Source organism: Sporosarcina sp. FA15, assembly GCF_051550195.1.
GTDB classification, from domain to species: Bacteria; Bacillota; Bacilli; order Bacillales_A; family Planococcaceae; genus Sporosarcina; species Sporosarcina psychrophila.
Map to the genome: position 1 here is coordinate 3,322,222 of NZ_CP188818.1, position 24,570 is coordinate 3,346,791.

Consider the following 24,570-nt stretch of genomic DNA (forward strand, 5'->3'; position numbering starts at 1 on the left):
TGGGAGTTATGAGGACGCTGCTAATCGACAACTACGATTCATATACATTCAATCTTTATCAACTCATTGCCTCTATAAACGAAGAACTACCCATAGTAGTTCGGAATGATCAATATTCATGGAACGAATTACAATCCATTTCGTTTGATAATGTGATTATTTCTCCAGGACCAGGAACACCAACGAAAGAAAAAGATTTTGGTGTTTGTCGAGATGTTTTACGCCTATCAGAAGTGCCAATTTTAGGGGTCTGCTTAGGTCATCAGGGATTCGCCCATACTTTTGGCGCAAAAGTTGTGAAAGCACCTACGCCAATGCATGGAAGAATAAGTAAAGTCTTTCATAACGATTCTGAGTTATTTAAGGGAGTACCCCAAGAATTCGAAGTAGTTCGCTATCATTCACTTATTGTCGAGGATGATTTACCTACTTGTTTACAAAAAACAGCATGGACTGCTGATGGAATTATAATGGGCTTGCAGCATACTGAAAAACCAATATGCGGTGTACAGTTCCACCCTGAATCCATTTGCACTGAGTTCGGACATCAAATACTAGAAAATTTTTCGTTAATGAATAAAAAAACTACTATTTATGGATAAATCAGTATTTCCAAGGAGATGTTCTTGTTGACAAATATCCCAGAGATTTCGATAGTCCCACGGGGCATGTCTCGTGAAATGTCTACTGCATTACCCACTGTAAAGGTTTTGAGTAGAAAACTATTAAATTTTGTAGAACCAGAAGAAGTTTTTCAGCATTTTTTTGCTGAAGAAGCATATGCTTTTTGGCTTGATAGTAGTCGTGTCGAATCTGACCTATCTCGTTTTTCTTTTATGGGAGCAACTAATGGACCATTAAGTAAAGTGATTAAGTACGACTCAAAAACACAGCTTGTTCAAATTAGTGACGCACAGGGACAAACTGAGCTTACAGAAGATATTTTCAACTATATTGATTCTGAGATCCATAAAATGCAACAACATTCTAATGAATTACCGTTTGATTTTAATGGCGGATTTGTAGGTTATTTTGGATATGAATTGAAAGCTGAATGCGGTGCCAATGAACACCATGTATCCTCAAATCCTGATGCCTTGTTTATTCTAGCCGACCGATTAATTGCCTTTGACCACAAAGAGCGCTGCATATATTTAGTTAGTATTGTTCCATATAATGCCCCTACATCCGCTTCTGAATGGTTTGACGCTACGGAACAGCAACTACAAAACGTTCCATCTATAGCACCCGTGGAAGTAACAAACAATGATACCCGCACACCACTTAACTTTGAATTAAGTCAATCGTACGCTCAGTATGTAAAAAAGATAGAAAAATGTAAAAAGTATATTACTGAAGGTGAAACTTATGAGGTTTGCTTAACGAATAGAATTAATATTAATGAACATTTCAATCCATTAGTTACATATCGTATTCTTAGAAATATTAATCCAGCTCCATACTCGTCCTTTCTTAAGTTCGGGGAATTGAGTGTTCTATGTTCTTCTCCTGAACGTTTCCTAAAAATTGATCAAGATCGAGTGGTCGAAGCTAAACCAATTAAAGGGACGATTGCTCGTGGGAAAAATATCGAGGACGATCTCAGATTGGCTGAAATATTGCGTACTAGTGAAAAGGATAGAGCAGAAAATTTGATGATTGTTGATCTTCTTCGAAATGACTTGGGTTTAGTTTGTGATATTGGAAGTGTTCACGTACCGAAATTGATGGCTATTGAATCTTATCAAACAGTGCATCAACTCGTTTCAACAATTAAAGGGACGTTAAGAGCGGAATTAACAGCAATTGATTGTATACGATCAGCATTTCCTGGAGGATCGATGACTGGAGCTCCCAAAATACGAACCATGGATTATATTGACGAATTAGAGACGAATGCTCGTGGCATTTACTCGGGAGCAATTGGATTTTTGAGCTTAAATGGTACTACAGATTTAAATATTGTCATTCGAACGATTATAATGACTCCCGAACAGGCTACTGTAGGTGTGGGTGGAGCAATCACAATTTTATCTGATCCTGAACGAGAATTTGAAGAAACTCTTTTGAAAGGTCGCGCTTTAGTCAAAGCACTTACGATTTCTCAGTTTGGAAAATTCGATAAAAAATTATATACATTTAATGATCCCCATATGGATAGTTTGTTTAATAAGCTATTATAGTGAAACAGTTCGTATACAAATTCCCAAAGTTTCTAACCTTAATCAATTTCATAACTCTGAGCTGTTTATAACACGAGGGTTTTTGAACATTAAGAAAAGCGCAGGCGCCCTCTAAGATGCGACAGACATAAGACGGGACAGTGGAGCGACGTTCCTTTGCCCCAGAAGGATACAGTTCATTCTTTCCTAGCTAGATCGACTTTTGACTCCGAGCGCCTGGCGCCCGGAGCTAGACATTGTTCCGGGTCGAAAACTTATACTTTCTTATTTGTTGTTTTACTTTTTTATATACGTTTTTAAAAACCCTTCAATCTGCGCAGGTGTTTTCAAATAATGTACGTTCTTCCCTTCACCTGCATAGCGTTGTATTCGCTCTAGCATTTTCCTTTTTCGTGCCCCATATGTTGTGAGGATGAATTTCAGAAACGCCTTATCAATCTTCTCTTTACAACCTTCACCAATATCATTCCTCGTTTTCCCATGGAATTGTACTCTTCGCTTTAATACACGGTACAAACAGACACGGAGAGGGAGCTCCAAATAAATAACGGTATCTGCATGCGGCTCTCGAATATCGAATGTCCCTGAATAATTCCCCTCTACTATCCATTGCTCATTTTGGACAACTTGTTGTTGAGCTGCTGAAAATACTTCAGGCGGGGCTTCCACCCAATTCGGTTTCCAATACAAACAATCTAAATGTGTTACTTCGATTCCAGTCAATTCGCCCAATCGACGTGCAAACGTTGATTTTCCAGCACCCGCTGACACCCCGATGACCATAATTTTATTCATTCCGTAACTCCTCCTCATTGTCTGGGACTTGGTGAATCCCCTCCTACATATAAACTTCCATCCCCATGACCAAATAACCCAAAATATGTATTTAAACCTCTCAAAATCATTATACAGTATATATAGCTGAACTATTCCAAATTTACATCAGCCCAAAAAAGACGAACAATTGGTATTGAATTTTACCTAATGATAGGATATATTCTAACTAACGCAATAAAATCATATAAAATATAATGAAATATTTATATTTATTCACAAAACCCGAACAATGAACTTGATTCACTTTGGTTATCATAACGATTTAATTATACTATTATTAAATTGTGTCCATATTTTGAATCATTTTATCCATTCCCATATTTCAAGATTTGCGACATCATCAGGGATTATCTTTGTTTTACTTATGGTAAACGACTACTCAAGAGGTTGAAATATTGATACTACCTACAAGTCGCACAATTGGCAATCATTTTAAAATAAAAAAACCACGTTTTTCTTCTTCACCCCGCCGCTTTACTATGCTAAAGTAGTAAAACATTAAATTTTGATAGACGAGATAAAACTCTCACGAAAGCTGCTTTCTATTTTGAGGAGGAAGATCATGACCACAAGCTATCAAGGTACGAATAAAATGATTACAGGAATCGTGTTTGGTGTCATAACGTTTTGGCTTTTCGCGCAATCCATGGTCAATGTTGTTCCCGCAATCCAATCGGATCTAGGAATTTCACTGGGTGTACTTAATATTGCAATCAGTTTGACCGCTTTATTCTCAGGTATTTTCGTCGTGGCAGCAGGCGGGCTTGCTGATAAATTTGGTCGCAAGAAAATGACCTATTTCGGACTCATATTAAGTATCATTGGCTCACTTTGCCTCGTATTTACGAATGGGGCCGCGCTGTTAATTATCGGACGGATCATCCAAGGATTATCGGCTGCTTGTATTATGCCAGCAACGATTGCATTGATGAGAACGTACTATGAAGGGGCTGAAAGGCAACGTGCACTTAGTTATTGGTCTATCGGGTCTTGGGGTGGTTCGGGTGTTTGTTCATTTGCAGGAGGAGCTATCGCAACTTCTATGGGTTGGAGATGGATCTTTGTTTTCTCAATTATTTTCGCCATCTTGGCTATGATTTTGATCAAAGATACCCCCGAAAGCAAAGTTGAACAGCAAGGCTCTTCCCGTTTCGACTTTACCGGCTTAGTTGTATTTGTTTTAACGATGATTGCATTAAACGTGGTTATTACGCGCGGTGCAGATTTCGGATGGACAAGCCCGCTCACATTAAGTTTAATTGTCGCTACGCTAGTTGGAATGCTATTCTTCATCAAAATAGAAATAGGTAAATTACATGCTTTGATTGATTTTAAATTATTTAAAAACAAACCGTATACGGGTGCTACCATCTCCAACTTCTTATTAAACGCGGTTGCTGGTACGCTCGTTGTAGCAAATACATATGTGCAAGTCGGAAGAGGCTTCACGGCGTTTCAATCAGGTATGCTATCAATTGGCTATTTAGTGGCAGTCCTTGTCATGATCCGTGTCGGTGAAAAAGTACTGCAACGAACCGGTGCTAGATTACCAATGATGGCAGGCTCTATCTTGGCGGCAATTGGCATCGGGTTAATGGCTTTGACATTTTTACCGGACACAGCTTATATCATCGTTGTCTTTTTCGGATTTATCCTGTTCGGTGTAGGACTTGGGCTGTATGCAACACCGTCCACTGACACAGCTGTATCAAGTGCCCCTGAAGATAAAGTCGGTTCAGCGTCAGGTATTTACAAAATGGCGAGTTCTCTCGGCAGCTCCTTTGGCGTTGCCATATCTGCCACCGTGTACGGTACAATGACGATGACGGGCAATATTGAAAAGGCAGCCTCTGCCGGAATTATTACCAACGTTATATTCGCAGTACTTGCGTTAATAGCAATCATGTTTTTGGTCCCTAAAGCGAGACAAGATGCTCCAAAACAAGTAGTCAGCAGACAAAATGAAAAATTTACAAATCCCGTTAATAATAGCGGTAGAATAGGATAGTATTTATATTAATACGCATAAAAACAGCCTTAAATCATAATCGATTTAAGGCTGTTTTATAAATTACTGTGTTTATTTCATAATTGTCTTGGTGACCGTCATCCACTAAAATTCAAACCTCCTGCTTTGCAGGTTTGTGCTGAATTGCCACTTGAAAGGTAGTCAGTTGTGAACTTATGATTGGATTATCCGCTGATTTTTGTTCATTTTTCTTATCATGCGTTTTTTGAGATGCTCTGCTACCCAACCATTCATCAAAAAACTTTCTTTCTTCCCATGTAGTGCAGATTTTCAACTCATCATATTCCGGACTATTTTCTTTTTTCAATACTTCCATTAAAACAAATCCCTCAAATGTATGAACAGATTTCGGTGTTTGAAAACGTGCAAGAACCTCTTCTACGTTTCCTTTTTTGATACGGATTGTATTTACTGCTTTCATCATAATTCAACTTCCTCCCTCAGTGTTAAAGACTCTAGATACTGATATACAGTCCGTGCAGGTTCTCCACCCATTTGCGCATGTCGAAGCAGTGCAATACCATGCGGACCTGGAGCCGCAATGACATTAGGCTGTATAGCAACAATTGCTTTCACGATACTTAGTTCGCCAAGCATCGCTGCCGCGAAGATATCCATTCGTGCACCACGTTCGAGTAGCCATTCTGCAATTTCACGATTACCTGTATGGGCTGCTGCCCCAAGCCCACTTTCCCAATCGTCACCTCCCCAGTTCGTAATGGAATGAAGAAGCGCTGGCTCTTGCTTTACTAATCTCTTTACCTCTTCAAAATCTCCATGTGCAGCAATAATAAACGCCCTTACCAACTCATTGCTAAGTGGCCCTTTTCTCATATAACTTCTTCCTTTCGTAACCTTATTGGTGTGAAAAATGGTTTTCCGTTGTCCTTATAGATATCTGCATCTATTTCAAAAATAGATTGAAACATTTCCCTACATAACACGCATTGCGGAATACCATCGTACTGAACCTTCCCATCCTTTAAAACGACAAGGCGATCACTATAACGTGCTGCTTGGTTGATGTCATGCAAGACCATTACAACAGTCATGCCAAACTTTGTATTTAACTCTTCGACAAGCTCCATCACTTCTAATTGGTGTGATATATCAAGAAATGTTGTTGGTTCATCTAACAGTAAAATCTTTGGGCGCTGGGCAACAGCCAGTGCAATCCACGCCCGTTGCCTTTCTCCACCAGAAAGTGATTGTAACGTCCGGTTTTTAAATCGAGTTAACCTGGTAACCTCCATCGCCCATTGAACGATTTCATCATCTTCTTTTGTCAACTTACCGTAAGCCCCCCGATGTGGATACCTTCCAAATTCGATGAGTTCGCCTACCGTCAAATCGAGTTGATGATCTTGCATTTGTGGTAGCATGGCAAGTTTTTTTGCGACATCCAGACTTTTCATTGAACCAATCATTTGTCCATCTAGGATTACTTCACCACTTTTCGGAGTTATAAGACGTGAAACAAGTCGGAGCAATGTCGATTTACCAGACCCATTTGGACCTATTAAGCTGACGATTTCACCTTCCTTTATGTGTAAGTCAATCGCTTGTAACTGAAAGGAAGGAGAATGTTCGAATGCGACATCTTTAGTTAGAAGCAAATGAGTCCCTCCTTCTCTGAATCATATATAAGAAAAATGGGCCACCTAAGAATGCCAACAAAATCCCAACTGGCAACTCGATTGGATTAAAAGCACTCCGTGCAACTGTATCAGCCAATACAACGAGCAACCCTCCGCCAAGTGCGGATGCAGGCAGTAAATAGCGATAATCTCCACCAATCATAATTCTTAATATATGTGGCACAACAAGCCCAACAAAGCCTATTAAACCGGCTACACTTACAGCTATTCCCGCAAGAAGTGTACTAAGAACAATTAGGAAAAAACGACTTTTTTCAACATTGTGGCCAAGCAGTTTTGCAACTTCATCACCAAGTCTTAAAATGCGAATATGCCTGATTGCAAACAAAGATAATACAAGCGCTCCAACCGCGTAATAAATAATCATTTCGAATTGAATCCACCCCACGCCCCCAATGCCACCGGCTAGCCATGGAAGAACTGATTGCACGCGGTCACTATATAACAGCATGAGTGCACTCATGAACGCACCAATTACGGCATTAATGGCTACACCGACTAATATAATACGTACAGGTGAAGTGCCACCTTTCCAAGAGAATGCATAAATAATGAGCGCAGTGATGAGAGCCCCTATAAAAGCCGCTAAAGGCAAGAATAGGATATACGCCGGAAAGATAATCATAATAGTCGTTGCGGCGAGACCAGCTCCAGACGACACCCCTATAATTCCCGGATCAGCTAGTGGATTTTTCATTACGCCTTGTAAAATAGCACCAGATACCGCGAGACACATTCCGACAATCATTCCGATTAAAACCCGTGGGAAACGTAACTCCCATATAATTCGTCTAGCCAATGAATCATCTGAGTGAAAAAGACCACTCCAAACTTCACTGAATGTAAATGAAACAGGCCCAATCATTAAACTTACCGTACACGCAAGTACAAGAAGGATACTAAAAGAGATAACTACAATTGTTCGTTTTTTTGCGAGTGGATGAACATTTTTAGATACTTGAACTTCTACCGCTTCCATTTTATTTAACCGCCGCTAGATTTTCCTTCATCACCTCAAGTGCTTCTACTACTTTTGTACCTGGGTTTGAACCAAATAAATGTGAAGGTAAAATAAATACATTGCCATCTTTTACTGCATCAAGATTTTTCCAAGCTGCATTCTTTTCCATTTCACTTTCAAAAGCCGCTTTTACCCCTTCTGGATCGCCATGTGTAATCAGCATCACAACTTTTGGATTTCTTTCGATAATCTTTTCAACACTTAAACTCGCATACTGCGGATAATTCTCTTCTTGTGGAAAATCGGATGCAATATTTTCTCCACCCGCTTTTTCCAATAAATCACCTGTAAGAGAGTTTGGAAGAGCCGCTAGATACGTACCTGGCGCACCATATACCAATAGTGTTTTCACTGGATCAGAATTGGTTTTTTCGCTATTTTCTACTTCTTCCGTAATCGTTTTATTCATACTTTCAGCTTCTGTTTCTTTTTGAAATAGTTGTCCATATAAACGAATCGTTTCTTGAATATCAGCGATTGAATTTGCTTTAGTGTAAATAACCTTCGTTCCTTGTCGTTCTATATTTTCAGCATGTTGCTTGAAACTCATTGCTGCGGCTAAAACAGTTGGATGAACTTCCGCTAATTTCTCAAAGTTTGGCTGATGTGGATTACCGATTTCCGTAATACTTTCTACTTCTTTTGAAACAGGTCCACTTGCCGTTGGACGGCCAGTCACATTAGCACCTAATGCTAGTAAAATATCTAAGTCTCCTGAATTTAAAACTGCAATAGATTCTGGAGCACTTTCAAACGTTATATTTTCACCCGATGCATCTGTCACTTCAATAGCTGACGTGACCTCTTCTTTTTTCTCCTTATCTTTTGGTTCCTCTTCTTTCACTGCTGCTTTACCATTCTCCGTACCACATGCTGCTAAAACGAGTAACAACAGTACAGATAATAAAAGTAATGATACCTTCTTCATTTTCCACACTCCCAATTAATAATGATAATCATTCTCAGTGGTTTCCATTCTACTGATAACAATTCTCACTGTCAATGAATTATTTGAAAATAAAAAAACCAATCTAAGAGTTTCCCCCTAAATTGGCTCATTCATCATATTGAGTTTGATGGTTCTTTTAATTTAACTTTAATATTAAATTTCCCATATTTATTTAGGTGAATTTCACGGCTTTGATTAAAGTGAATAAAAACAGCCTTAAATCAATAACCGATTTAAGACTGTTTTATTAATTTTTGAAACAATAATAATCATCGTACTTGTTACAAACAATTATCTTGATGACTGTCACCTATACAAGTGATCCGCCCTGTTTTAGGAACTTTTGAATTCCTTCTGCCGCTCTATATGATAGAGCGCCAAGTGTACCAGTTGGATTGAAAGAACTGTTATGAGGGAATGCAGAAGCACCCGCCACAAAAACGTTCTCGGCATCCCACATTTGCAAGTACGAGTTAACGGCTGAAGTTTCACGGTCAGCACCCATAATTACGCCGCCTGTATTATGCGTATTTGTATCTTTGTTTACATTGAATTCACCTTGTTCATCAGCGGTATCAATGATGTCAGCACCCATTGCTTCTGCTACTGAACGTGTAACTTTCGACATATATTTCACCAATTCGCGATCTTGTTCTGTGTAATCATATGTCATGCGAAGTAACGGCATACCGTATGCATCTTTATAATCAGGGTCAAGATCAAGGTAGTTATTTTGATGAGGCATACTCGCACCTTGTGAAGCAACCTTCAAGTAGCTGTTCGCATATTTGATCGATTGTTTCTTGAATTCAGGCCCCCAAGTAGGCGTGCCGCTTGGTACAACATTGTTTGCAATTGGACGTGCACCATATTGGAACATACGGATTCCAGCACCATGAATAAAGTTCTCGTTCGAATGGTCAAAGTTATCGCCAACAAATTCAGGAATCTCCATGCCTAATGCCCCTGCTCCTGCATACAGATTGAATTCTTTATCTTCAAAGAATGCCATTGAAGAACCAGTACTTACTTGATAGCAATAGTTTTTCCCGATTGAACCTTTTCCAGTTTTCGGATTATAAGGTTGTCCGAAACCAGAATTGAGCAAAAGTCGTGCATTGTTAAATACATAACTTGCAACAACTACAACATCTGCCGGTTGTTCAAACTCTTCCCCAGTAATCGTATCCACGTAAACAACGCCTGTTGCTTTTTTTCCATCTTTTAAAATACGTACTACATTTGAGTGTGTGCGTAGGTCAAGTTTTCCTGTCTCTCTTGCAACAGGAATAACCGTTACGGCTGGATCCGCTTTCGCACCATACTCACAACCGAAGTTCTCACAATAAGCACAATATTGACAGGCCGCACGTGAAATACCATCTGGATTTTCGTAGAACTCCGACAAATTCCCAGAAGGAACCATATAAGGTGTATAGCCTAACTTTTTCGTTGCCTCCTCGAAGACTTTTAAAACAGGAGTTTTCAACATTGGACCTGTCGGATATGGATTCGAACGTTTTCCGTAAGCTTCCACTGTTTCGCCGGAAATACCCGCCATTTTTTCAAATGTATCGTAATAAGGCTCTATTTCGTCATATGTTATACCCCAGTCTTGGATGGGCATATCCGATTTAATTTTCCCTTTACCGTACCTTTTCTCTGTTAAAGTTTTGATTTCAAAGTCATATGGAAGGAAACGATAAGTTTGACCATTCCAGTGACTTCCCGCTCCACCAACTCCATCACCAACGATGAATGATCCATAATAACGCATTGGAAGTGCACGCATCTCAAGATTATTACGATGTGTAATCGTTTCTTTCGATAAGTCTTGCATTAGCTCCGTCCGATGTTGATAACGCAGTTCATCATGCCCCATTAAGTAATCTGCAGTTGATCGATCTTTTCCACGTTCTAGTCCCACGACTTGAATTCCTGCTTTTGTTAGTTCGGCTGCAATAATACCGCCAGCCCAGCCCATACCTACGATAACGACAGGTACTTTAGGTAATTTTGTACTCATTGTTGTCATTCATTCCTTCCTATAATCAATGTCCCATGTGGCTGTTTAAGCCTTGCGGTTCTAGTACGACGAAGTTTTCACTTTGAATTTCTTGGAGGTAAGTCATCCGTGAGCCAGGATATTTCCTCATTTTCCAACCAAGCATCTCTTTGTTACCGCCATATAATGGATCGGCATACACACCTTCCATCGTTAATGAACGTAATAAGTTAAAGAACTCAGTGGAAGAAACACCTTTATAAACAGTCGTTTTCCCTTCACTAAAATCGGTTAATACAGCATCTTGTTCCGCTATTTCCAATTCAGTAAATTTCTTTTCAAATTGTTTAACACTGTAGGTATTCAATGCTAGTAAACCTGCCGGGAACAAGTCTTTACGAAGCATTTTTGTTTGTCCGCCTTGTGTTGGTTCCGGTGTATGGAATGCCCCTAAGCGATAATCCTTCACGTTTAGTCCCCATGGGCTCGCAAGTTGATGGTCAATATAGATGGCAGCATTTAATTCTTTTGCTCCTGGGCCATTTTCATCTTCTGGGAAAATCCGTTCGCTTGCTGCTTGTGTTAATTGATATTGTTCGGTTGTAAAGAATATTAATGCAACGTTCGGATTTGCAGTAGGAGTATGTGCTTGTTTTACCGGTGCAGGTGTTTTAGGTTCGTTCCCTAACAAACTCCCCAATGCGCCACCCAGTACTACACCACCTACCGTCAATCCTGAATTTTTTAAAAACGTACGCCTTGAAGAACGTTTATCTACAAATGAATTCTTTTCTTGCTTCGACATGATAAAACCTCCAAATTCTAACTGTATTAATATAATCTAATTATTTAGCTAGCTAAGTATCAGACAATAACAAAAACATTCTAGTTGTAAAGGCTAGAAAGAGCAGAATAGATAATTGCGCACATCAACAGGGATGTTATGAAAATTGCATACTTTTTTTCTGTCCATGAAACTATAATAATAGATAAGCCAATTGCGGCACCGATGAATGTATACCAAGGATAACCATCATTAAAAACGATAAGAAACGTAGCCAATCCACCGATTAACAAGATTGGTAAAAATACCTGGCTGATGATTTTAAACTCTTCAATGTAATACTGAGACACCTTCATTCTCCTTTCTTTCGATTCCGTGAATAAACGTCCTATTATTTAGTAAATCGATTTAGTAACGGATAGTATGTTGTGGTCCAAATCAATGCGTTCTTAATTCTACTACTTTTTTTCTTTATTGATATGGATTAGAAATATCTTTCCCTTCATCCGAGAAAGTTATTATTTTCCGAATTTACTCTTCTTAATTATTGAGCGTCGGTGATGAAATCTGCAAACTGGAGTACGTCTTTCTTGACTATAAGTAGTATCAACTAGTAATCACCTTACAATCTCGCCATATACATCCAAAATCACATTTCTCTCGATAATGTACACCCTAGCGCAGGCGCGGCAAAGGCATCCCCAAAGCGCCAAGCGTTCAACAATCCACACCCCGAAATAAAACTCTCTCCTTATTGAGCGCCACAGTAAATTCAATGAAATTCTTTAATTCAACATATATAGCCCGTATTATCAGTCCTAAATTACGATATTTCCCCTAATTTTATTAACAAATAAGATTGAATTCTCTATTTACAATTCATCCTAAGAGTGCTATTATCTATAAAAATCAAATGCGTCGAAGAGAAGAGTAGCTAACGTTCATTCTTTGCAGAAAGCTCCGGTTGCTGAAAAGGAGTAAGAATGCGTTATCGAAACAAGTCTCTGAGCATCACTCCGGAACCAGCAATGGGGATAGAGTGACAGGAGCTCCTGTTATAGAGCCAGGGTATACGCATCTATTTGCCGTACCTGATAAGGTTACGATGGAAACATCGTAATAAACTGGGGTGGCACCACGATTGATACAATCTCGTCCTCAAGACTTAAGGTCTTGGGGGTGGGATTTTTTTATTGTCAAAAAATGAATGATAGAGGAGGAAAATAAAATGAGGCTTGGGAACGTAGTTGAATCTTGGAAATATCCTTTAATGTTGTTAGCTGGAATTGGCATTTCTAATGTGGGCGCCTGGATTTATTTAATTGCGCTTAATTTGATTATCCTTGAGAAAACAGGTTCTCCGCTTGCAGTGGCTGTCCTTTATATCCTTAAACCTTTGGCTACGTTATGTACAAATTTTTGGTCAGGCAGCGTCATAGACCGGTTAAATAAACGTAATTTAATGGTCACTCTTAACCTGGTTAGTGCGGTATTTATCGCTACCTTATCTTTTCTTTCTTCTCTTTGGTCGATCTATCTAGTCGTTTTTTTAATCAATATAGCACGCTCTATATTCGACCCGACATCTATGACTTATATTACAAAACTAATTCCCCCTAAGGATAGAAAACGGTTTAATTCATTACGCAGTTTAATCGATTCTGGAGGCTTTCTAATTGGGCCAGCTATAGCGGGATTGTTATTTATCATCGGCACACCCATTTTTGCCATTTACATGAACGCAATCGCTTTATTATTATCAGGATTAGTCACTATGATGATCCCCAACCTCGAAAAACACATACAGTTTAATAGTACAAATGAAAAAATATCTTTTGAAGTAGTGAAGCAAGATTGGACTGTTGTGTTGAATTTTAGTCGTCGCTACGCCTATATCATGTTCATTTACTTTCTTTTTGGCTGTGTAATGGTCATGGCTACAGCTATTGACTCACTTGAAGTGGCATTTGCTAAAGAGGTCCTTTCTTTATCGGATAGTGAATATAGTTTTTTAGTCAGCATAGCGGGAGCGGGGATCGTAATGGGCGCAATTATTAATACGATGATTGCCACTAAATCATCGACTTCTTTGTTAATTGGTTTAGGCTCCCTATTCGTTTCTATCGGCTATATTGTTTACGCTTTTTCCACTATCTTTTTCATGGCAGCTATTGGGTTTTTCATTCTTTCCTTTTCTCTCGCCTTTGCGAATACAGGCTTCCATACCTTTTACCAAAACAATATCCCAGTCGATGTGATGGGGAGAGTCGGAAGTATTTACGGATTAATTGAAGCTGTTTTAATCATACTTGCAACGACCATAGCTGGCGTGGCAGCTCAACTCATTTCTATTCAGTATGTTGTCATTGTAGGGACATTTGTGATGTTGGTGATTTCCATTACACTGTTTCTTTTTAACATCCGTCCTTCAAAGGCAAAACTATACTCGACTGCCTCTGTAGATTAAATATTAGATCCTTTGTTACAACGCCACTGGACATTCCTATCTCATCATTTAAGATCGATTGCACAACCTTTCATTTCTTTACAAACTATTAACACAAATTTACATGTCCTTCATGTTAGATTAACAACTTCACTTTATAGTTAAATTTGATAGTAGATTAAATAGGAGGTTTTACATTGATGAAAAAGCAGTTCTTTAAAAAAGTTATCCCCATCGCAGTTCTTTCTACTGTTTTGGTCGCAAGTTGGAGTGGTGCAATCACTAATCCAAGCGCCCAGGCAAATGAAGCAGAACTAAACAACAATGCAGAAATCAAAAATGTGATTTTCCTCATTGGTGATGGAATGGGCGTATCCTATACTTCCGCTTATCGTTACTTGAAAGATGATCCTACTACACCTATTGTTGAGAAGACAGCGTTTGACAACTACCTCGTTGGTCAGCAAATGACTTACCCAGAAGATCCTGAACAAACAATAACAGATTCTGCTTCCGCTGCAACTGCAATGTCTGCAGGTGTAAAAACATATAACGCCGCAATTGCTGTGGATAACGACAAATCTAACGTAAAAACTGTTTTAGAGGCTGCAAAAGAAACAGGCAAATCGACTGGACTTATTGCTACCTCAGAAATTACTCATGCAACGCCTGCTGCATTCGGTGCTCACAATGAAAACCGTAAAAATATGGATGCAATTGCCGATGATTATTACAATGAATTAATCAATGGTGAGCATAAAATTGATGTCCTCCTAGGCGGTGGGAAATCAAATTTTGAGCGCTCAGATGTGAATCTTACAGAATCCTTTAAAAAAGATGGATTTAGCTATGTAACCACTAAAGATGAACTGTTAAAGGATACTAATAATCAAATTCTAGGGTTATTTGCTACTGGCGGTCTTCCCAAAATGATTGATCGTCCAGATGATATCCCTTCACTTGAAGAAATGACTACTACAGCAATCGATCGCTTAAGTAAAAATGACAATGGTTTCTTCCTTATGATAGAAGGTAGCCAAATTGACTGGGCTGGCCACGATAATGACATTGTTGGTGCAATGAGCGAAATGGAAGACTTTGAAAAAGCATTTAATGCAGCTATTGAATTTGCAAAAAAAGATAAGCATACGCTAGTCGTAGCAACTGCTGACCATTCTACAGGTGGATTTTCTATAGGTGCAGACGGTAATTATAACTGGCTCACTGATACAATCAAAGCCGCAAAACGGACACCGTCCTTCATGGCAGATGAAATTGCTAATGGTGCTGATGTCGAGAAAACCTTAAAAAGCTATATTGATCAAGAGTTATTACCACTGACAGAAGTTGAAATCGAATCTGTTAAAACTGCTGGTGAAAAAGCGAGTGATATCAATAACGCAATCAAATCAATTTTTGACAAGCGTTCTTATACAGGTTGGACAACAGGTGGACATACTGGTGAAGACGTACCTGTGTATGCTTTCGGTCCATCTAAAGATCGTTTTGCCGGGTTACTCGATAATACAGACCATGCACAAATCATATTCAACATTTTAGATACGGATAAAAGTCAGTAATACTAGTCAGAACCCGTTGCTTCCATTGAAGCAACGGGTTTATTTTTTCATACAAAAAAAGCCCGAGTGATCTATTCCCGAACCTTTCTTTAGTAAAATAAAATTACACCGTTTCCCCCCCTTTTTTATCCTCTCCTAAATTCCGCCCCAAAAAGTCTTACCGAATACGGATGTGTAAAATCGAATCTACCTTCCACTTTCACACTTTCATCTACAATCTCCCCGTTATTCATCACATATAGCCGGTCACACATATACGCAACGGCTTGCAAATCATGCGCTATGAAAAGTAAGGCCATACCAGTTTCACGGTTAAGTTCTATTAGTAAATCAATAATTTCTTTTTGAATCAATCGATCCAGACTGGAAATGATTTCATCACATACGAGTAGTTTAGGTTCAACGAGAATTGATCTGAGCAAGTTAACACGTTGCCTTTCTCCACCACTCAGTTCGGAAGGACGTCTATGTAAATGAGCTTCCGTTAACTTTACCTTGCCGAGCATGCGTCGAATATGAGCATCCCGGTCCCCTTTCTTATTACGAAGCGGTTCCATCAAGATTTCACGTACAGTCCATAATGGATTGAGGGCAGCCGATGCGTTTTGAAAGATGAGTTGGCACCCTTTGTAAAATGCTTTTCGGGACTGCCTCGTGACGAGCGAACCATTGAATAAAATTGTTCCGTCATCAGGCGCTTCAAGTTGCATAATTACACGTGTCAGCGTACTTTTCCCGCTTCCACTTTCCCCGACAAGCCCAACGATTTCACCTTCTCCAACTGTGAGACTGATTGCACGAAGGACTTCTTTCGCTTTAGTTCCACTACCATACCTTTTTGATACACTTTCCACCACTAACACCGTCACACCTCCATTCCTTTAAAACCTACTATCCAACAAAAGCTTCGTGTAAGGATGCTTAGGACAATCAAATACCTCCACCACACTGCCAGTTTCAATAACTTCACCATGACGCATAACAACCATGTCATGTGCCGCCTCTTCAACGATATCCAAGTCGTGCGTTATAAGAAGAATTGTTGTTCCATGCCGCTCGTTCAATCTCTTTAGCAGCCCAATGAATTCCTTTTGTAGCACCATATCGAGTGCAGAAGTGGGTTCATCTGCAATTAAAAGGGCCGGTTCCATATACAGTGCACACGCAATCATACATCGTTGCAACATACCGCCCGATAATTCGAATGGATACTGTTCCATGATTTCCGATGCAAGGCCAAGCTCATCCAAAATGCACTCCATCTTCACTCGAAATTCTTCAATTGTATCGCCCGTTTTTCTTCCTGAAAACTCAAAAAGTTGATGCCTCATCTTCACAGAGGGATTAAAGCTGTTCGCCGCATCTTGGAAAATTGTAAATAGGTGTTTTTTTCTAATTTCCATCATTTCTCTATCCGAAACCGTAATCAAGTTTTTATCGTTAAATATAGCCTGTCCAGTTACCTTCGCTCCTGTTGGTACTATTCCGAGCAGTGCGGAAACCGTCATACTTTTCCCACTGCCGCTTTCACCAATAATAGAAGTAATCTTTCCGAGTGGAACAGAAAACGAACTATTACGCACAATCGATTTACCATCGATATCAATCGACAATTGATGTACCCTAAGCATTTAAACGCCTCCGTTCCGGATCTTTCAACGCTTCACCGATAAAGTTAATCGCAAGTATTGTAATGAAAATCATTATGCCTGGGAACAATCCAATCCACCAAGCCCCAATTAGGATATCATTTTGCGCATAGTACAACATATTACCCCATGATGGAATCGCTGGTGGTACACCAATCCCCAGAAAACTAAGCGACACTTCAATGAATATAGCTCCTGCAAAGTTAAACAATGTAACAACGAATATAGCCGGAATACTATTGCGAAGCATATGACTAAAGATAATTTTCCACATCGGTGTTCCGAACATTATCGCCATTTTCACAAATTCCGCATCCTTCAATCGAATAAATTCAGAGCGAACGATACGTGCGGTAACCAACCAACCTGTAACGCCAATAATGAGAGCCATACTCCACATTCCGCCTTGCATGAATGCTTGAAACGCTAAAATAATAATAAGCGAAGGAATCGTAATGAGCGCTTCTAAAAACCGCATCATAACAGTATCGACGAATCCACCAATATAGCCGCTAATTCCGCCGTATAGAACACCCATAACAAGCGATACTAGTACAGAAATACTTGCAACAGTTAGCGTTACTTTACCGCCCTCTAAAAGACGTGAAAAGACATCGCGTCCAAGATGATCAGTTCCTAACAGATGACCTTCCCCAGGGGAGACGTATACTTTATCGAGATTCATGTCATTTGGTTCATACGATGAAAGGAAGCTTGCAAAAGTAGTTAGAATTATGATAACGCCGAGGACAACGCACCAAAAAATCAATGCTTTTTTTGATTTCATTTATCGCACATCCCCTTTCCGTAGCCTCGGATTCAATAAATACGTAATGAGGTCAATAACGAAAAGGCTTATGACAACGATTAAACCCGTTAGTAAAATACCACCCATCAACAATGGGAAATCTTTCGTAACCACCGCTTTTACGGTTAGTTGACCAAGTCCCGACCATGAAAAGAGCGATTCTACGATAATCGACCCGCCAACAAATGAAGGAATGGTCATCCCGATATAATTCAAATAGGGAATAGATGCATTGCGCAAAATCCCTTTTCGAATGACTTGCTCCGCGACACCATTGGCACGTGCTACCGTTACATAATAGTTACGGCTTTCTACTTTGATGCTTTCTTGGAGAAAGCGTGCATAAATTCCAACGTGAGTCAAAATGATAACAGTTGCAGGCATGAGTAGATAACGCAATTTATCCAAAAATCCACCTTCACCGCCGATATCTCCTGTTCCAGATGACGGAAGGATGCCGAGTTTGACTGCAAATAATGAAATAAATAAAATACCAAGCCAAAACGCTGGAATTGAAGAAGTCACAATACTGACTGTCGATAATCCTTTATCCCACACAGATCCAGCCTTCATGCCCGCTGTCGTTCCAAGCCAGATTGAACCTATACTAATAAAAAATAGCGTCACGCCGAAAAGAAGTAATGTATTTGGCAGCCGTTCCATAAGAATTGTCGATACGGGCCGCCCTTCTTTATACGAAACACCTAAATTCCCTTTCACTGTTTCCGCTAACCACGTACCATACTGCGCAATGACAGGTCGGTTAAGCGAAAAAACACGGCTGATTCGTTCTTTTTCAGCCGCGTTCAATGTTTGTGCATTCCCTCCGTAAAAAGCCGCTGCCGGATCACCGGGAGCTGCATGCATGATGAAAAAAGAGAGGAAGCTCACGATGAGGAGGACAATTATCCCCATCATCATTCGCTTCCCAATCCATTTAACGGTCATTCCACGTCCACTCCTCAACATTCCAGAGGAAACCAGATCCATGATGGCCAAGTATTCGTTCTTTCACACCGCTTAGATTTTTATTAATCCCGTAAACCGCGTCTTCGTACGCGATATAAGCAAATGCAGGGTCCTTCGCAAGCTCAGCTTGAAACTCCATATAAATTGCTTTGCGTTCTTCAGCATCTGTCGAAAAACGGCCTTTTTCAAGTAGCTCATCTACTTTTGCATTCGAATAGCTACCGTAGTTATAACCAGAGCTCGTCAAAACCGACTGATCCGTATGGAACAAAATATGTGTATGATGATCCGCATCGTACGGACTACCCCACCCGACCATGAATGCTTCTGCATCTTCGATTGTAATGGCACTCCAGTCAAGCGCATCTACTTTTACATCAGCGCCAATTTTCTTGAATCCTTCGGCAGCATAGTTCGCCATATTTACGCGTACTGTATCCGATACAGGTGCCGTAATCGTAAACGCCAATTTTTCATCATTTTTATAACGGAAACCATCTTTTTCTTCTTTCCAGCCTGCTCCGTCTAGAAGCTCTTTTGCTTTTTCAATGTCGTATGCATACTTCTCTACATTTTCATTGTTAAATGCATGTTTTTGAAGTGGTGAATACGCTTCTGTCCCGTATCCTTTCAAAATACCTTTGACGATTTGAGCGCGATCAATCGCATAGCTAAATGCGCGCCTCACGTCAACATCTTTCCACAAGTCAATGGTCGTATTGAAAAGGATACCGCGGTAATCCGCAGATTCAATATCGTAAATTTTAATATTCTTTTCTTTTTCCAACTCTTCAACTTGGACCGGGTCGAGTAGTGCAATATCGACTTCTCCAGACTTGAGTTGCAATGCACGGACATTACTATCCGGAATGAATTTAAAAATCACTTTTTCAATAGAAGGCTTTGTTCCATGAAAATTATTATAGGCTTTTAACGTTAAACTGTTGCCACGGTCCCACTTATCAAACATATATGGACCCGCGCCGATTGGATGACTATTGAATTCAGCTGTCCTCATCTCAACGCCTTCAAAAGCATGCTTGGGCAAAATTGGCGCCGTTAACTTATCAAGCATCGGCGTGAATGGGCGTTTAAGTTTCAATTCAAGTTTGTAGTCGTCAATTTTTGTCACCGAATCCACTTCCGTGAAATCCGACTTCAAAAACGAAGCATTATTATCGTCTAGTATGCTCTCAATTGTGAAAATCACATCGTCAGCAGTAAGTGGTTCGCCGTCGTGAAACGTAATGTCTTCTTTCAATTTAAACGTATACGTTAGCTTATCCGGTGATAGTTCATATGATTCAGCGATATCCATTGTTGGCTCATTGTTCTCATCGAACCGTATCAGACCGCGGAATAATAGCGCATCCAGGTTCGTTTCTTCCAGTAGCGGATTAAGCCCTTCAAATTCAGTTTCCGACGCATAGACAAGTCGGTTTTCTTTTGTTTTCGAAGTTTCTTTCTCCTTGTTTCCACAACCCGCAATAACGAGTAAAATAGCAATAAAAATAATATATGCATTTGTTTTCCTTCTAAACATAGTAACCTCCAAAAAAATGTAATTCTATACTTACTAATTATAAAGAGCAGGATGTTCAATGTCTAACCTAACGCAGTTTGGAACAATCTTCTTGCAGACTTTCCGACTAAAATCCTGTAACTCGGGCATATTATCATGAACAAAAAAATAAGGAGGGTGATTATATGATGAACAAGATGGCCGTGACAGCACTTGGACTTGGCGCAGCATATTTAATGAGAAATAAAGATGCTAGGAACAAGCTGATGAAACAGGTTGAATCGTTCACAGGTACACTTTCCAAGAAAAGCGAATCGCAAAGTAATTCGTAAAATTGTTTTATAAACGATTAAGCGAAAAAACTTTTGCACAAAAACGGCAACCCTTAAATAGGTTGCCGTTTTTGTTGTGAAAATGTCGAATATAGCATTAGTTTACAACAGCATTTCGACGCTCCGTATACAGGACAATAAAGATACTCGCTTCGTAAAGCAACGCCATTGGAATCAGTACAATGAGTTGGCTCACAAAATCCGGCGGTGTAATCAAAGCCGAAATTATAGCGATGGCAAGATACGACCATTTACGCACTTTTTTCATTGATTCCGCTGTAAGTAACCCGATTGCCGCCAAAAACATCGCAACAATTGGTAACTCGAATAATATCCCGATTGGCATAGTCGTCATTAGCAAGAAACTGATGTATTCTTGCGCCGACACCATTACATTAAAATTCACGGCTCCCAATGAGACAAGAAACTTATAGCTAAGCGGATTGACGATAAAATAACCAAATGATACACCTATAAGGAAAAGCAGTAACATTACAGGCGAATACATGCTTAGAAACCGGCTTTCCCGTTCGTTAAGTCCCGGTTTAACAAATTGCCAGAGAAAATGACAGAGAAAAGGGATTGATAAACCCAATGCAAGTGCTGTGGAAATCGACATGTAAAACTTCACAACTTCGAGTGGTCCAAGAATGATTAGCTCATGGCCGCGGGTAATATACGGGAACCATAAATTAATACTTGAAAACACTGCGATTAGAAAAAAAAGGAAAACAGCTGCACTTTTGACGAGCTGTTTTCTTAGGTCTGTGAGATGGTCAACAAGAGACGGAGCAGCTTCAAAATTGCTTTCTACGACCTTGTCATCCCGAGTAATGTCAGATTCTATTTCCGGTTTAACGGGTATACCAATCTTCGTCTTTTCGACTTGGACTTTATCAAGCGGACTTAAAATTTTACGACTGTGATCTCCGTATGGATCCATACTTTCACCTGCTTATAGTTGATCCGTTTTCTTTATTTCCTTTGGGGTTACTGGTTCTTCATCCTCCATAATATCTTTCGCTGACCTTTTAAATTCAGCAAGTGTTTTCCCTACCGCGGCTCCCACTTCGGGTAACTTTTTCGGTCCGAACAAGATGAGAACAATAACAAGAATGATGATTAAACCCGGTACGCCAATACTCGCTAAACTCATTGCCTAAGTCTCCCTTCATTTTCAAACAAGTGACCCACCAGCTTTACTGTATTTAACAATTCCTTCTGCTGCGCGATAAGCGAGCGCACCAACTGTCCCCGTAGGATTGTAGCCGCCGTTATGCGGGAAGTTTCCAGCTCCAAGAACAAATAGATTTTCTGCATCCCAGTGTTGTAATTGAGTATTGACGACACTATCATCCGGGCTTGCTCCCATAATTGTTCCGCCGGTATTATGCGTCGTCTGGTATGGCACAATATCATAGTTGGTAATTGGATTTCCAGCCATCACTGTCTTCGCACCCATCTCTTTCATTATGACGGCCGTCTTTTCAGTTAAGTACTTGTGCAAGTTCTTATCTTGTTCAGTAAAATTGTATGTCAATTGAAGCAATGGGACTCCATATGCATCCTTATAATTTGGGTCAAGTGACAAGAAATTCTCCTTATGCGGAAGTGAGGCACCCTGCCCGCCAATATTTAGCGTGCGCGTGTAATTATAAATCGATGATTTTTTGAAATCTTCACCCCACACAGGTGTATCTGGCGGAAGAGGATTGGTCGCAATCGGCCTCACACCCGTCTGTGTTATGGATAGGCTTGCCCCGTGAATGAAATCTAGATCCCCATGATCAAAATTGTCACCATTGAAATCATCAATTGACATCCCAAGCGACCCCGCCCCCATGAAGACATTCATTTGTTCATCAAAAAAGCCTGTTGCCCCCGGCAAAACCTGGTACGCATAGTTTTTACCAAGCGTTCCTTTTCCAGTATCCGGATCGTACATTTCTCCAATTCCCGATACCATAAGAAGCTTCGCATTATTCATCATATAGCTTGTAAGTACAACGACTTCGGCTGGTTGGATGAATTCTTCACCGGTTTGCGTATCGATATATCTAACTCCGGTCACTTTATTGCCTTTCTTCAACACTTCGACGACATTTGCATAGAAACGGACATCGTAGTTCCCCGTTTTTCTTGCAGTCGGAATGACAGTAATCTCCGGAGATGTTTTCGCACCGTATTCACAGCCAAACCGCTCGCAAAAACCGCAATATTGACACGCCATGATTGATTCTCCATCTGGATTTTCATACGACTCGGATAAATTTGCAGATGGTAACATGAAAGGACTATACCCAAGTTTGCTTGCTGCCTTTTCAAACTTTTTTAGAATCGGTGTCCGCTTCATAGGAGGCGTCGGAAACTCTGAGGAGCGTTTCCCCGCAAATGGATTTTTATTCTCTCCAGAGATGCCGGCTGTCTTTTCAAATTTATCGAAATAAGGCTCTAGCTCGTCATATGTAACGCCCCAATCTTGAATCAGATAGTCGCTTGAGAGTTTATCTTTTCCATATTTCTTATCCGTCATCGATTTAATCTCAAAATCATACGGAAGAAATCGCCAAGTATGCCCGTTCCAATGCGTCCCCGAACCGCCGAGACCTTCCGCAAGAAGAAACGATCCCATCTGCCTCATAGGAAGTGCCCGCATCTTCCGGGAATTCCTAAACGTAATCGTTTCCTTTGAGAGATCCTGCATTAAATCGTAACGAATCGCGTAGCGAAACTCATCATGTACTAATGAGTAGTCTTTTGTACTTCTTTCCTTACCACGCTCTAGTCCAAGTACTTTCAAACCAGCTTTTGCACACTCTGCGCCAATGATACCACCGGCCCATCCAACACCAACTGTAATAACATCTACTTTCTCCAACGTTGTTGCCATACGCTATTTCCCCCCTTAATGTTCCATACTCGTAAGTGATACTGGTTCGTACTTCACAAACTTTTCATTTTCAATTTCGGCGATATAGGTCATTTGATTGCCCGGAAATTCCTTCATACGCCAAGCATCCATGTTCACGTTGCCGTTATAAATTGGATCCGCGTAGACACCTTCTAATGTTGCTTGTCGAAGAAGCTTGAAGAAAAATTCTGACGATACGCCCTTCATATCAATTTCATTTTTTTGGAATGCAGTAATGATTTCATCCATTTGCGCACCCTCGAGGTCGACAAACCCTTGTTTGAACCGCTTGTTTGCTTGCTCATCCATTATTGCGATACCTTGTCTAAAGATTTCTGCACGTGTCAACTTACTTTGGTAGCCTTGAGTCGCTTCACCCGCAAAAAACGGTCCTTGCATATATTCCTTCACATTGCTTCCATAATTGCCTGCAAGCTGATTGTCGATGAAATACGGAGCACCAAGTGCAATTGCTCCAGGTCCTAGGTCATCTTCAGGGAATATCCGTTCAACTGCTTGAGACAATACATTGAATTCAGCCATATTTGTAAAGTACATTAAGCCCCGATTGCTAACAGCTGTCGGTTCGCCGCCAGCTCCTTTATGGTCACCCGTGCCGGCAACTTGACCTTCCTTGTTGACGTTGTAACCGACAAGTCCCCCTATGAGCCCCCCTCCCACGAGAGCCCCTGTTGCAATTCCCGTTGTCTTCAGAAAGTCTCGTCTCGATAAGCCTTTTTTTTCCACTGCCATCCTTTATCCTCCTCAGTATGACTGTCGTCTATATAATGATTCCTAGCACAAAGCATGGCAATCCTATCCAATGTTTATACAATACATGGATTTTTTTGATCAACTTAATTTTTACTCACACGCATAACGGGATA

Annotated in this window: 24 protein-coding genes and 1 other annotated feature; of the genes, 6 read left to right on the forward strand and 18 right to left on the reverse strand. The window is 40.2% G+C overall.

Annotated features, from left to right (window positions below):
* Nucleotides 1-8 precede the first annotated feature (8 nt).
* Nucleotides 9-602: an anthranilate synthase component II gene (locus tag ACP8HG_RS15595; RefSeq protein ID WP_067213606.1), complete on the forward strand. Its 594-nt coding sequence runs from the start codon at nt 9-11 to the stop codon at nt 600-602.
* Between the two features lie 27 nt (nt 603-629).
* Complete coding sequence (pabB, locus tag ACP8HG_RS15600) at nt 630-2,183, forward strand: aminodeoxychorismate synthase component I (RefSeq protein ID WP_438297126.1); 1,554 nt, start codon at nt 630-632, stop codon at nt 2,181-2,183.
* 276 nt (nt 2,184-2,459) lie between these two features.
* On the opposite strand, the gene ACP8HG_RS15605 is transcribed toward pabB, so the two are convergent.
* Complete coding sequence (locus ACP8HG_RS15605; RefSeq protein ID WP_338654669.1) at nt 2,460-2,978, reverse strand: topology modulation protein; 519 nt, start codon at nt 2,976-2,978, stop codon at nt 2,460-2,462.
* Between the two features lie 604 nt (nt 2,979-3,582).
* Here ACP8HG_RS15605 and ACP8HG_RS15610 point away from each other — a divergent pair.
* Nucleotides 3,583-5,028 (forward strand): MFS transporter, encoded by a 1,446-nt coding sequence (locus ACP8HG_RS15610; protein WP_399629673.1) that lies wholly within the window; start codon nt 3,583-3,585, stop codon nt 5,026-5,028.
* Nucleotides 5,029-5,140: 112 nt separating this feature from the next.
* On the opposite strand, the gene ACP8HG_RS15615 is transcribed toward ACP8HG_RS15610, so the two are convergent.
* The 8 genes from ACP8HG_RS15615 to ACP8HG_RS15650 all read right to left on the reverse strand — a co-directional run bounded on the left by ACP8HG_RS15615 (nt 5,141) and on the right by ACP8HG_RS15650 (nt 11,816).
* Nucleotides 5,141-5,473, reverse strand: coding sequence for an antibiotic biosynthesis monooxygenase (locus ACP8HG_RS15615; protein WP_067213608.1), 333 nt, complete (start codon nt 5,471-5,473; stop codon nt 5,141-5,143).
* Nucleotides 5,470-5,883, reverse strand: a complete 414-nt coding sequence (locus ACP8HG_RS15620) for a hypothetical protein (RefSeq protein WP_067213609.1) — start codon at nt 5,881-5,883, stop codon at nt 5,470-5,472. Before ACP8HG_RS15620 ends, ACP8HG_RS15615 begins: the two co-directional genes overlap by 4 nt.
* Nucleotides 5,880-6,665: an ABC transporter ATP-binding protein gene (locus tag ACP8HG_RS15625; RefSeq protein WP_067213610.1), complete on the reverse strand. Its 786-nt coding sequence runs from the start codon at nt 6,663-6,665 to the stop codon at nt 5,880-5,882. The genes ACP8HG_RS15620 and ACP8HG_RS15625 overlap by 4 nt, the downstream gene beginning before the upstream one ends.
* Nucleotides 6,652-7,686, reverse strand: a complete 1,035-nt coding sequence (locus tag ACP8HG_RS15630) for a FecCD family ABC transporter permease (protein WP_338654662.1) — start codon at nt 7,684-7,686, stop codon at nt 6,652-6,654. Before ACP8HG_RS15630 ends, ACP8HG_RS15625 begins: the two co-directional genes overlap by 14 nt.
* Before the next feature lies 1 nt (nt 7,687).
* On the reverse strand, nt 7,688-8,656 hold the full coding sequence (locus ACP8HG_RS15635) for an ABC transporter substrate-binding protein (RefSeq protein ID WP_438297127.1): 969 nt from the start codon (nt 8,654-8,656) through the stop codon (nt 7,688-7,690).
* Between the two features lie 331 nt (nt 8,657-8,987).
* On the reverse strand, nt 8,988-10,703 hold the full coding sequence (locus tag ACP8HG_RS15640) for a GMC family oxidoreductase (RefSeq protein ID WP_438298669.1): 1,716 nt from the start codon (nt 10,701-10,703) through the stop codon (nt 8,988-8,990).
* A 25-nt stretch (nt 10,704-10,728) separates the two neighbouring features.
* On the reverse strand, nt 10,729-11,487 hold the full coding sequence (locus tag ACP8HG_RS15645) for a gluconate 2-dehydrogenase subunit 3 family protein (RefSeq protein ID WP_067213613.1): 759 nt from the start codon (nt 11,485-11,487) through the stop codon (nt 10,729-10,731).
* 80 nt (nt 11,488-11,567) lie between these two features.
* Nucleotides 11,568-11,816, reverse strand: a complete 249-nt coding sequence (locus ACP8HG_RS15650; protein ID WP_067213614.1) for a hypothetical protein — start codon at nt 11,814-11,816, stop codon at nt 11,568-11,570.
* Nucleotides 11,817-12,375: 559 nt separating this feature from the next.
* Nucleotides 12,376-12,629: a binding site (T-box leader), on the forward strand.
* 65 nt (nt 12,630-12,694) lie between these two features.
* Here ACP8HG_RS15650 and ACP8HG_RS15655 point away from each other — a divergent pair.
* Both ACP8HG_RS15655 and ACP8HG_RS15660 read left to right on the forward strand, forming a co-directional pair.
* A complete protein-coding gene (locus ACP8HG_RS15655; protein ID WP_438297128.1) occupies nt 12,695-13,933 on the forward strand; it encodes an MFS transporter in 1,239 nt (412 codons plus the stop codon).
* Nucleotides 13,934-14,112: 179 nt separating this feature from the next.
* Complete coding sequence (locus ACP8HG_RS15660; RefSeq protein ID WP_187048024.1) at nt 14,113-15,492, forward strand: alkaline phosphatase; 1,380 nt, start codon at nt 14,113-14,115, stop codon at nt 15,490-15,492.
* A gap of 125 nt (nt 15,493-15,617) precedes the next feature.
* Here ACP8HG_RS15660 and ACP8HG_RS15665 read toward each other — a convergent pair whose 3' ends face one another.
* From ACP8HG_RS15665 to ACP8HG_RS15685, 5 genes are read right to left on the reverse strand one after another with little or no spacing between them, the layout of a single operon-like run.
* Nucleotides 15,618-16,355 (reverse strand): ABC transporter ATP-binding protein, encoded by a 738-nt coding sequence (locus ACP8HG_RS15665; protein ID WP_438297129.1) that lies wholly within the window; start codon nt 16,353-16,355, stop codon nt 15,618-15,620.
* Nucleotides 16,356-16,373: 18 nt separating this feature from the next.
* The gene (locus tag ACP8HG_RS15670; RefSeq protein WP_438297130.1) at nt 16,374-17,123 is read right to left on the reverse strand and encodes an ATP-binding cassette domain-containing protein; all 750 of its coding nucleotides are present in this window, start codon (nt 17,121-17,123) and stop codon (nt 16,374-16,376) included.
* Entirely contained in the window at nt 17,116-17,928 is an 813-nt protein-coding gene (locus tag ACP8HG_RS15675; protein ID WP_067213621.1) for an ABC transporter permease, read from the reverse strand. The genes ACP8HG_RS15670 and ACP8HG_RS15675 overlap by 8 nt, the downstream gene beginning before the upstream one ends.
* Nucleotides 17,929-18,897 carry an ABC transporter permease gene (locus tag ACP8HG_RS15680; RefSeq protein ID WP_438297131.1) on the reverse strand — a complete coding sequence of 323 codons (969 nt, stop codon included), beginning with the start codon at nt 18,895-18,897 and terminating at the stop codon, nt 17,929-17,931.
* Nucleotides 18,887-20,461, reverse strand: a complete 1,575-nt coding sequence (locus ACP8HG_RS15685; protein WP_067213623.1) for an ABC transporter substrate-binding protein — start codon at nt 20,459-20,461, stop codon at nt 18,887-18,889. The genes ACP8HG_RS15680 and ACP8HG_RS15685 overlap by 11 nt, the downstream gene beginning before the upstream one ends.
* Before the next feature lie 164 nt (nt 20,462-20,625).
* Here ACP8HG_RS15685 and ACP8HG_RS15690 point away from each other — a divergent pair, with 164 nt between their 5' ends.
* A complete protein-coding gene (locus tag ACP8HG_RS15690; RefSeq protein ID WP_187046168.1) occupies nt 20,626-20,772 on the forward strand; it encodes a hypothetical protein in 147 nt (48 codons plus the stop codon).
* Between the two features lie 97 nt (nt 20,773-20,869).
* Here the strand turns inward: ACP8HG_RS15690 and tatC are convergent, their stop codons facing one another.
* The 4 genes from tatC to ACP8HG_RS15710 are packed head-to-tail and all read right to left on the reverse strand — an operon-like array spanning nt 20,870 to nt 24,436.
* The gene (gene tatC, locus ACP8HG_RS15695; protein WP_067213624.1) at nt 20,870-21,715 is read right to left on the reverse strand and encodes a twin-arginine translocase subunit TatC; all 846 of its coding nucleotides are present in this window, start codon (nt 21,713-21,715) and stop codon (nt 20,870-20,872) included.
* Nucleotides 21,716-21,727: 12 nt separating this feature from the next.
* Nucleotides 21,728-21,928, reverse strand: a complete 201-nt coding sequence (gene tatA / locus ACP8HG_RS15700) for a twin-arginine translocase TatA/TatE family subunit (RefSeq protein ID WP_187046170.1) — start codon at nt 21,926-21,928, stop codon at nt 21,728-21,730.
* A 21-nt stretch (nt 21,929-21,949) separates the two neighbouring features.
* The gene (locus ACP8HG_RS15705) at nt 21,950-23,662 is read right to left on the reverse strand and encodes a GMC family oxidoreductase (RefSeq protein ID WP_340766731.1); all 1,713 of its coding nucleotides are present in this window, start codon (nt 23,660-23,662) and stop codon (nt 21,950-21,952) included.
* 15 nt (nt 23,663-23,677) lie between these two features.
* Complete coding sequence (locus ACP8HG_RS15710; RefSeq protein WP_067213627.1) at nt 23,678-24,436, reverse strand: gluconate 2-dehydrogenase subunit 3 family protein; 759 nt, start codon at nt 24,434-24,436, stop codon at nt 23,678-23,680.
* Between the last annotated feature and the right edge of the window lie 134 nt (nt 24,437-24,570).

What these genes read in the sequence shown, in the direction of transcription:
- ACP8HG_RS15620 (WP_067213609.1), bottom strand. Translation starts at nt 5,883, where the DNA reads ATGAGAAAAGGGCCACTTAGCAATGAGTTGGTAAGGGCGTTTATTATT.
- ACP8HG_RS15655 (WP_438297128.1), top strand. Translation starts at nt 12,695, where the DNA reads ATGAGGCTTGGGAACGTAGTTGAATCTTGGAAATATCCTTTAATGTTG.
- ACP8HG_RS15675 (WP_067213621.1), bottom strand. Translation starts at nt 17,928, where the DNA reads ATGAAATCAAAAAAAGCATTGATTTTTTGGTGCGTTGTCCTCGGCGTT.
- ACP8HG_RS15635 (WP_438297127.1), bottom strand. Translation starts at nt 8,656, where the DNA reads ATGAAGAAGGTATCATTACTTTTATTATCTGTACTGTTGTTACTCGTT.
- tatC (WP_067213624.1), bottom strand. Translation starts at nt 21,715, where the DNA reads ATGGATCCATACGGAGATCACAGTCGTAAAATTTTAAGTCCGCTTGAT.
- ACP8HG_RS15645 (WP_067213613.1), bottom strand. Translation starts at nt 11,487, where the DNA reads ATGTCGAAGCAAGAAAAGAATTCATTTGTAGATAAACGTTCTTCAAGG.
- ACP8HG_RS15670 (WP_438297130.1), bottom strand. Translation starts at nt 17,123, where the DNA reads ATGCTTAGGGTACATCAATTGTCGATTGATATCGATGGTAAATCGATT.
- ACP8HG_RS15605 (WP_338654669.1), bottom strand. Translation starts at nt 2,978, where the DNA reads ATGAATAAAATTATGGTCATCGGGGTGTCAGCGGGTGCTGGAAAATCA.
- ACP8HG_RS15685 (WP_067213623.1), bottom strand. Translation starts at nt 20,461, where the DNA reads ATGTTTAGAAGGAAAACAAATGCATATATTATTTTTATTGCTATTTTA.
- ACP8HG_RS15660 (WP_187048024.1), top strand. Translation starts at nt 14,113, where the DNA reads ATGAAAAAGCAGTTCTTTAAAAAAGTTATCCCCATCGCAGTTCTTTCT.
- ACP8HG_RS15595 (WP_067213606.1), top strand. Translation starts at nt 9, where the DNA reads ATGAGGACGCTGCTAATCGACAACTACGATTCATATACATTCAATCTT.
- ACP8HG_RS15610 (WP_399629673.1), top strand. Translation starts at nt 3,583, where the DNA reads ATGACCACAAGCTATCAAGGTACGAATAAAATGATTACAGGAATCGTG.
- ACP8HG_RS15640 (WP_438298669.1), bottom strand. Translation starts at nt 10,703, where the DNA reads ATGAGTACAAAATTACCTAAAGTACCTGTCGTTATCGTAGGTATGGGC.
- ACP8HG_RS15705 (WP_340766731.1), bottom strand. Translation starts at nt 23,662, where the DNA reads ATGGCAACAACGTTGGAGAAAGTAGATGTTATTACAGTTGGTGTTGGA.
- ACP8HG_RS15630 (WP_338654662.1), bottom strand. Translation starts at nt 7,686, where the DNA reads ATGGAAGCGGTAGAAGTTCAAGTATCTAAAAATGTTCATCCACTCGCA.
- ACP8HG_RS15690 (WP_187046168.1), top strand. Translation starts at nt 20,626, where the DNA reads ATGATGAACAAGATGGCCGTGACAGCACTTGGACTTGGCGCAGCATAT.
- tatA (WP_187046170.1), bottom strand. Translation starts at nt 21,928, where the DNA reads ATGAGTTTAGCGAGTATTGGCGTACCGGGTTTAATCATCATTCTTGTT.
- ACP8HG_RS15680 (WP_438297131.1), bottom strand. Translation starts at nt 18,897, where the DNA reads ATGACCGTTAAATGGATTGGGAAGCGAATGATGATGGGGATAATTGTC.
- ACP8HG_RS15710 (WP_067213627.1), bottom strand. Translation starts at nt 24,436, where the DNA reads ATGGCAGTGGAAAAAAAAGGCTTATCGAGACGAGACTTTCTGAAGACA.
- ACP8HG_RS15615 (WP_067213608.1), bottom strand. Translation starts at nt 5,473, where the DNA reads ATGATGAAAGCAGTAAATACAATCCGTATCAAAAAAGGAAACGTAGAA.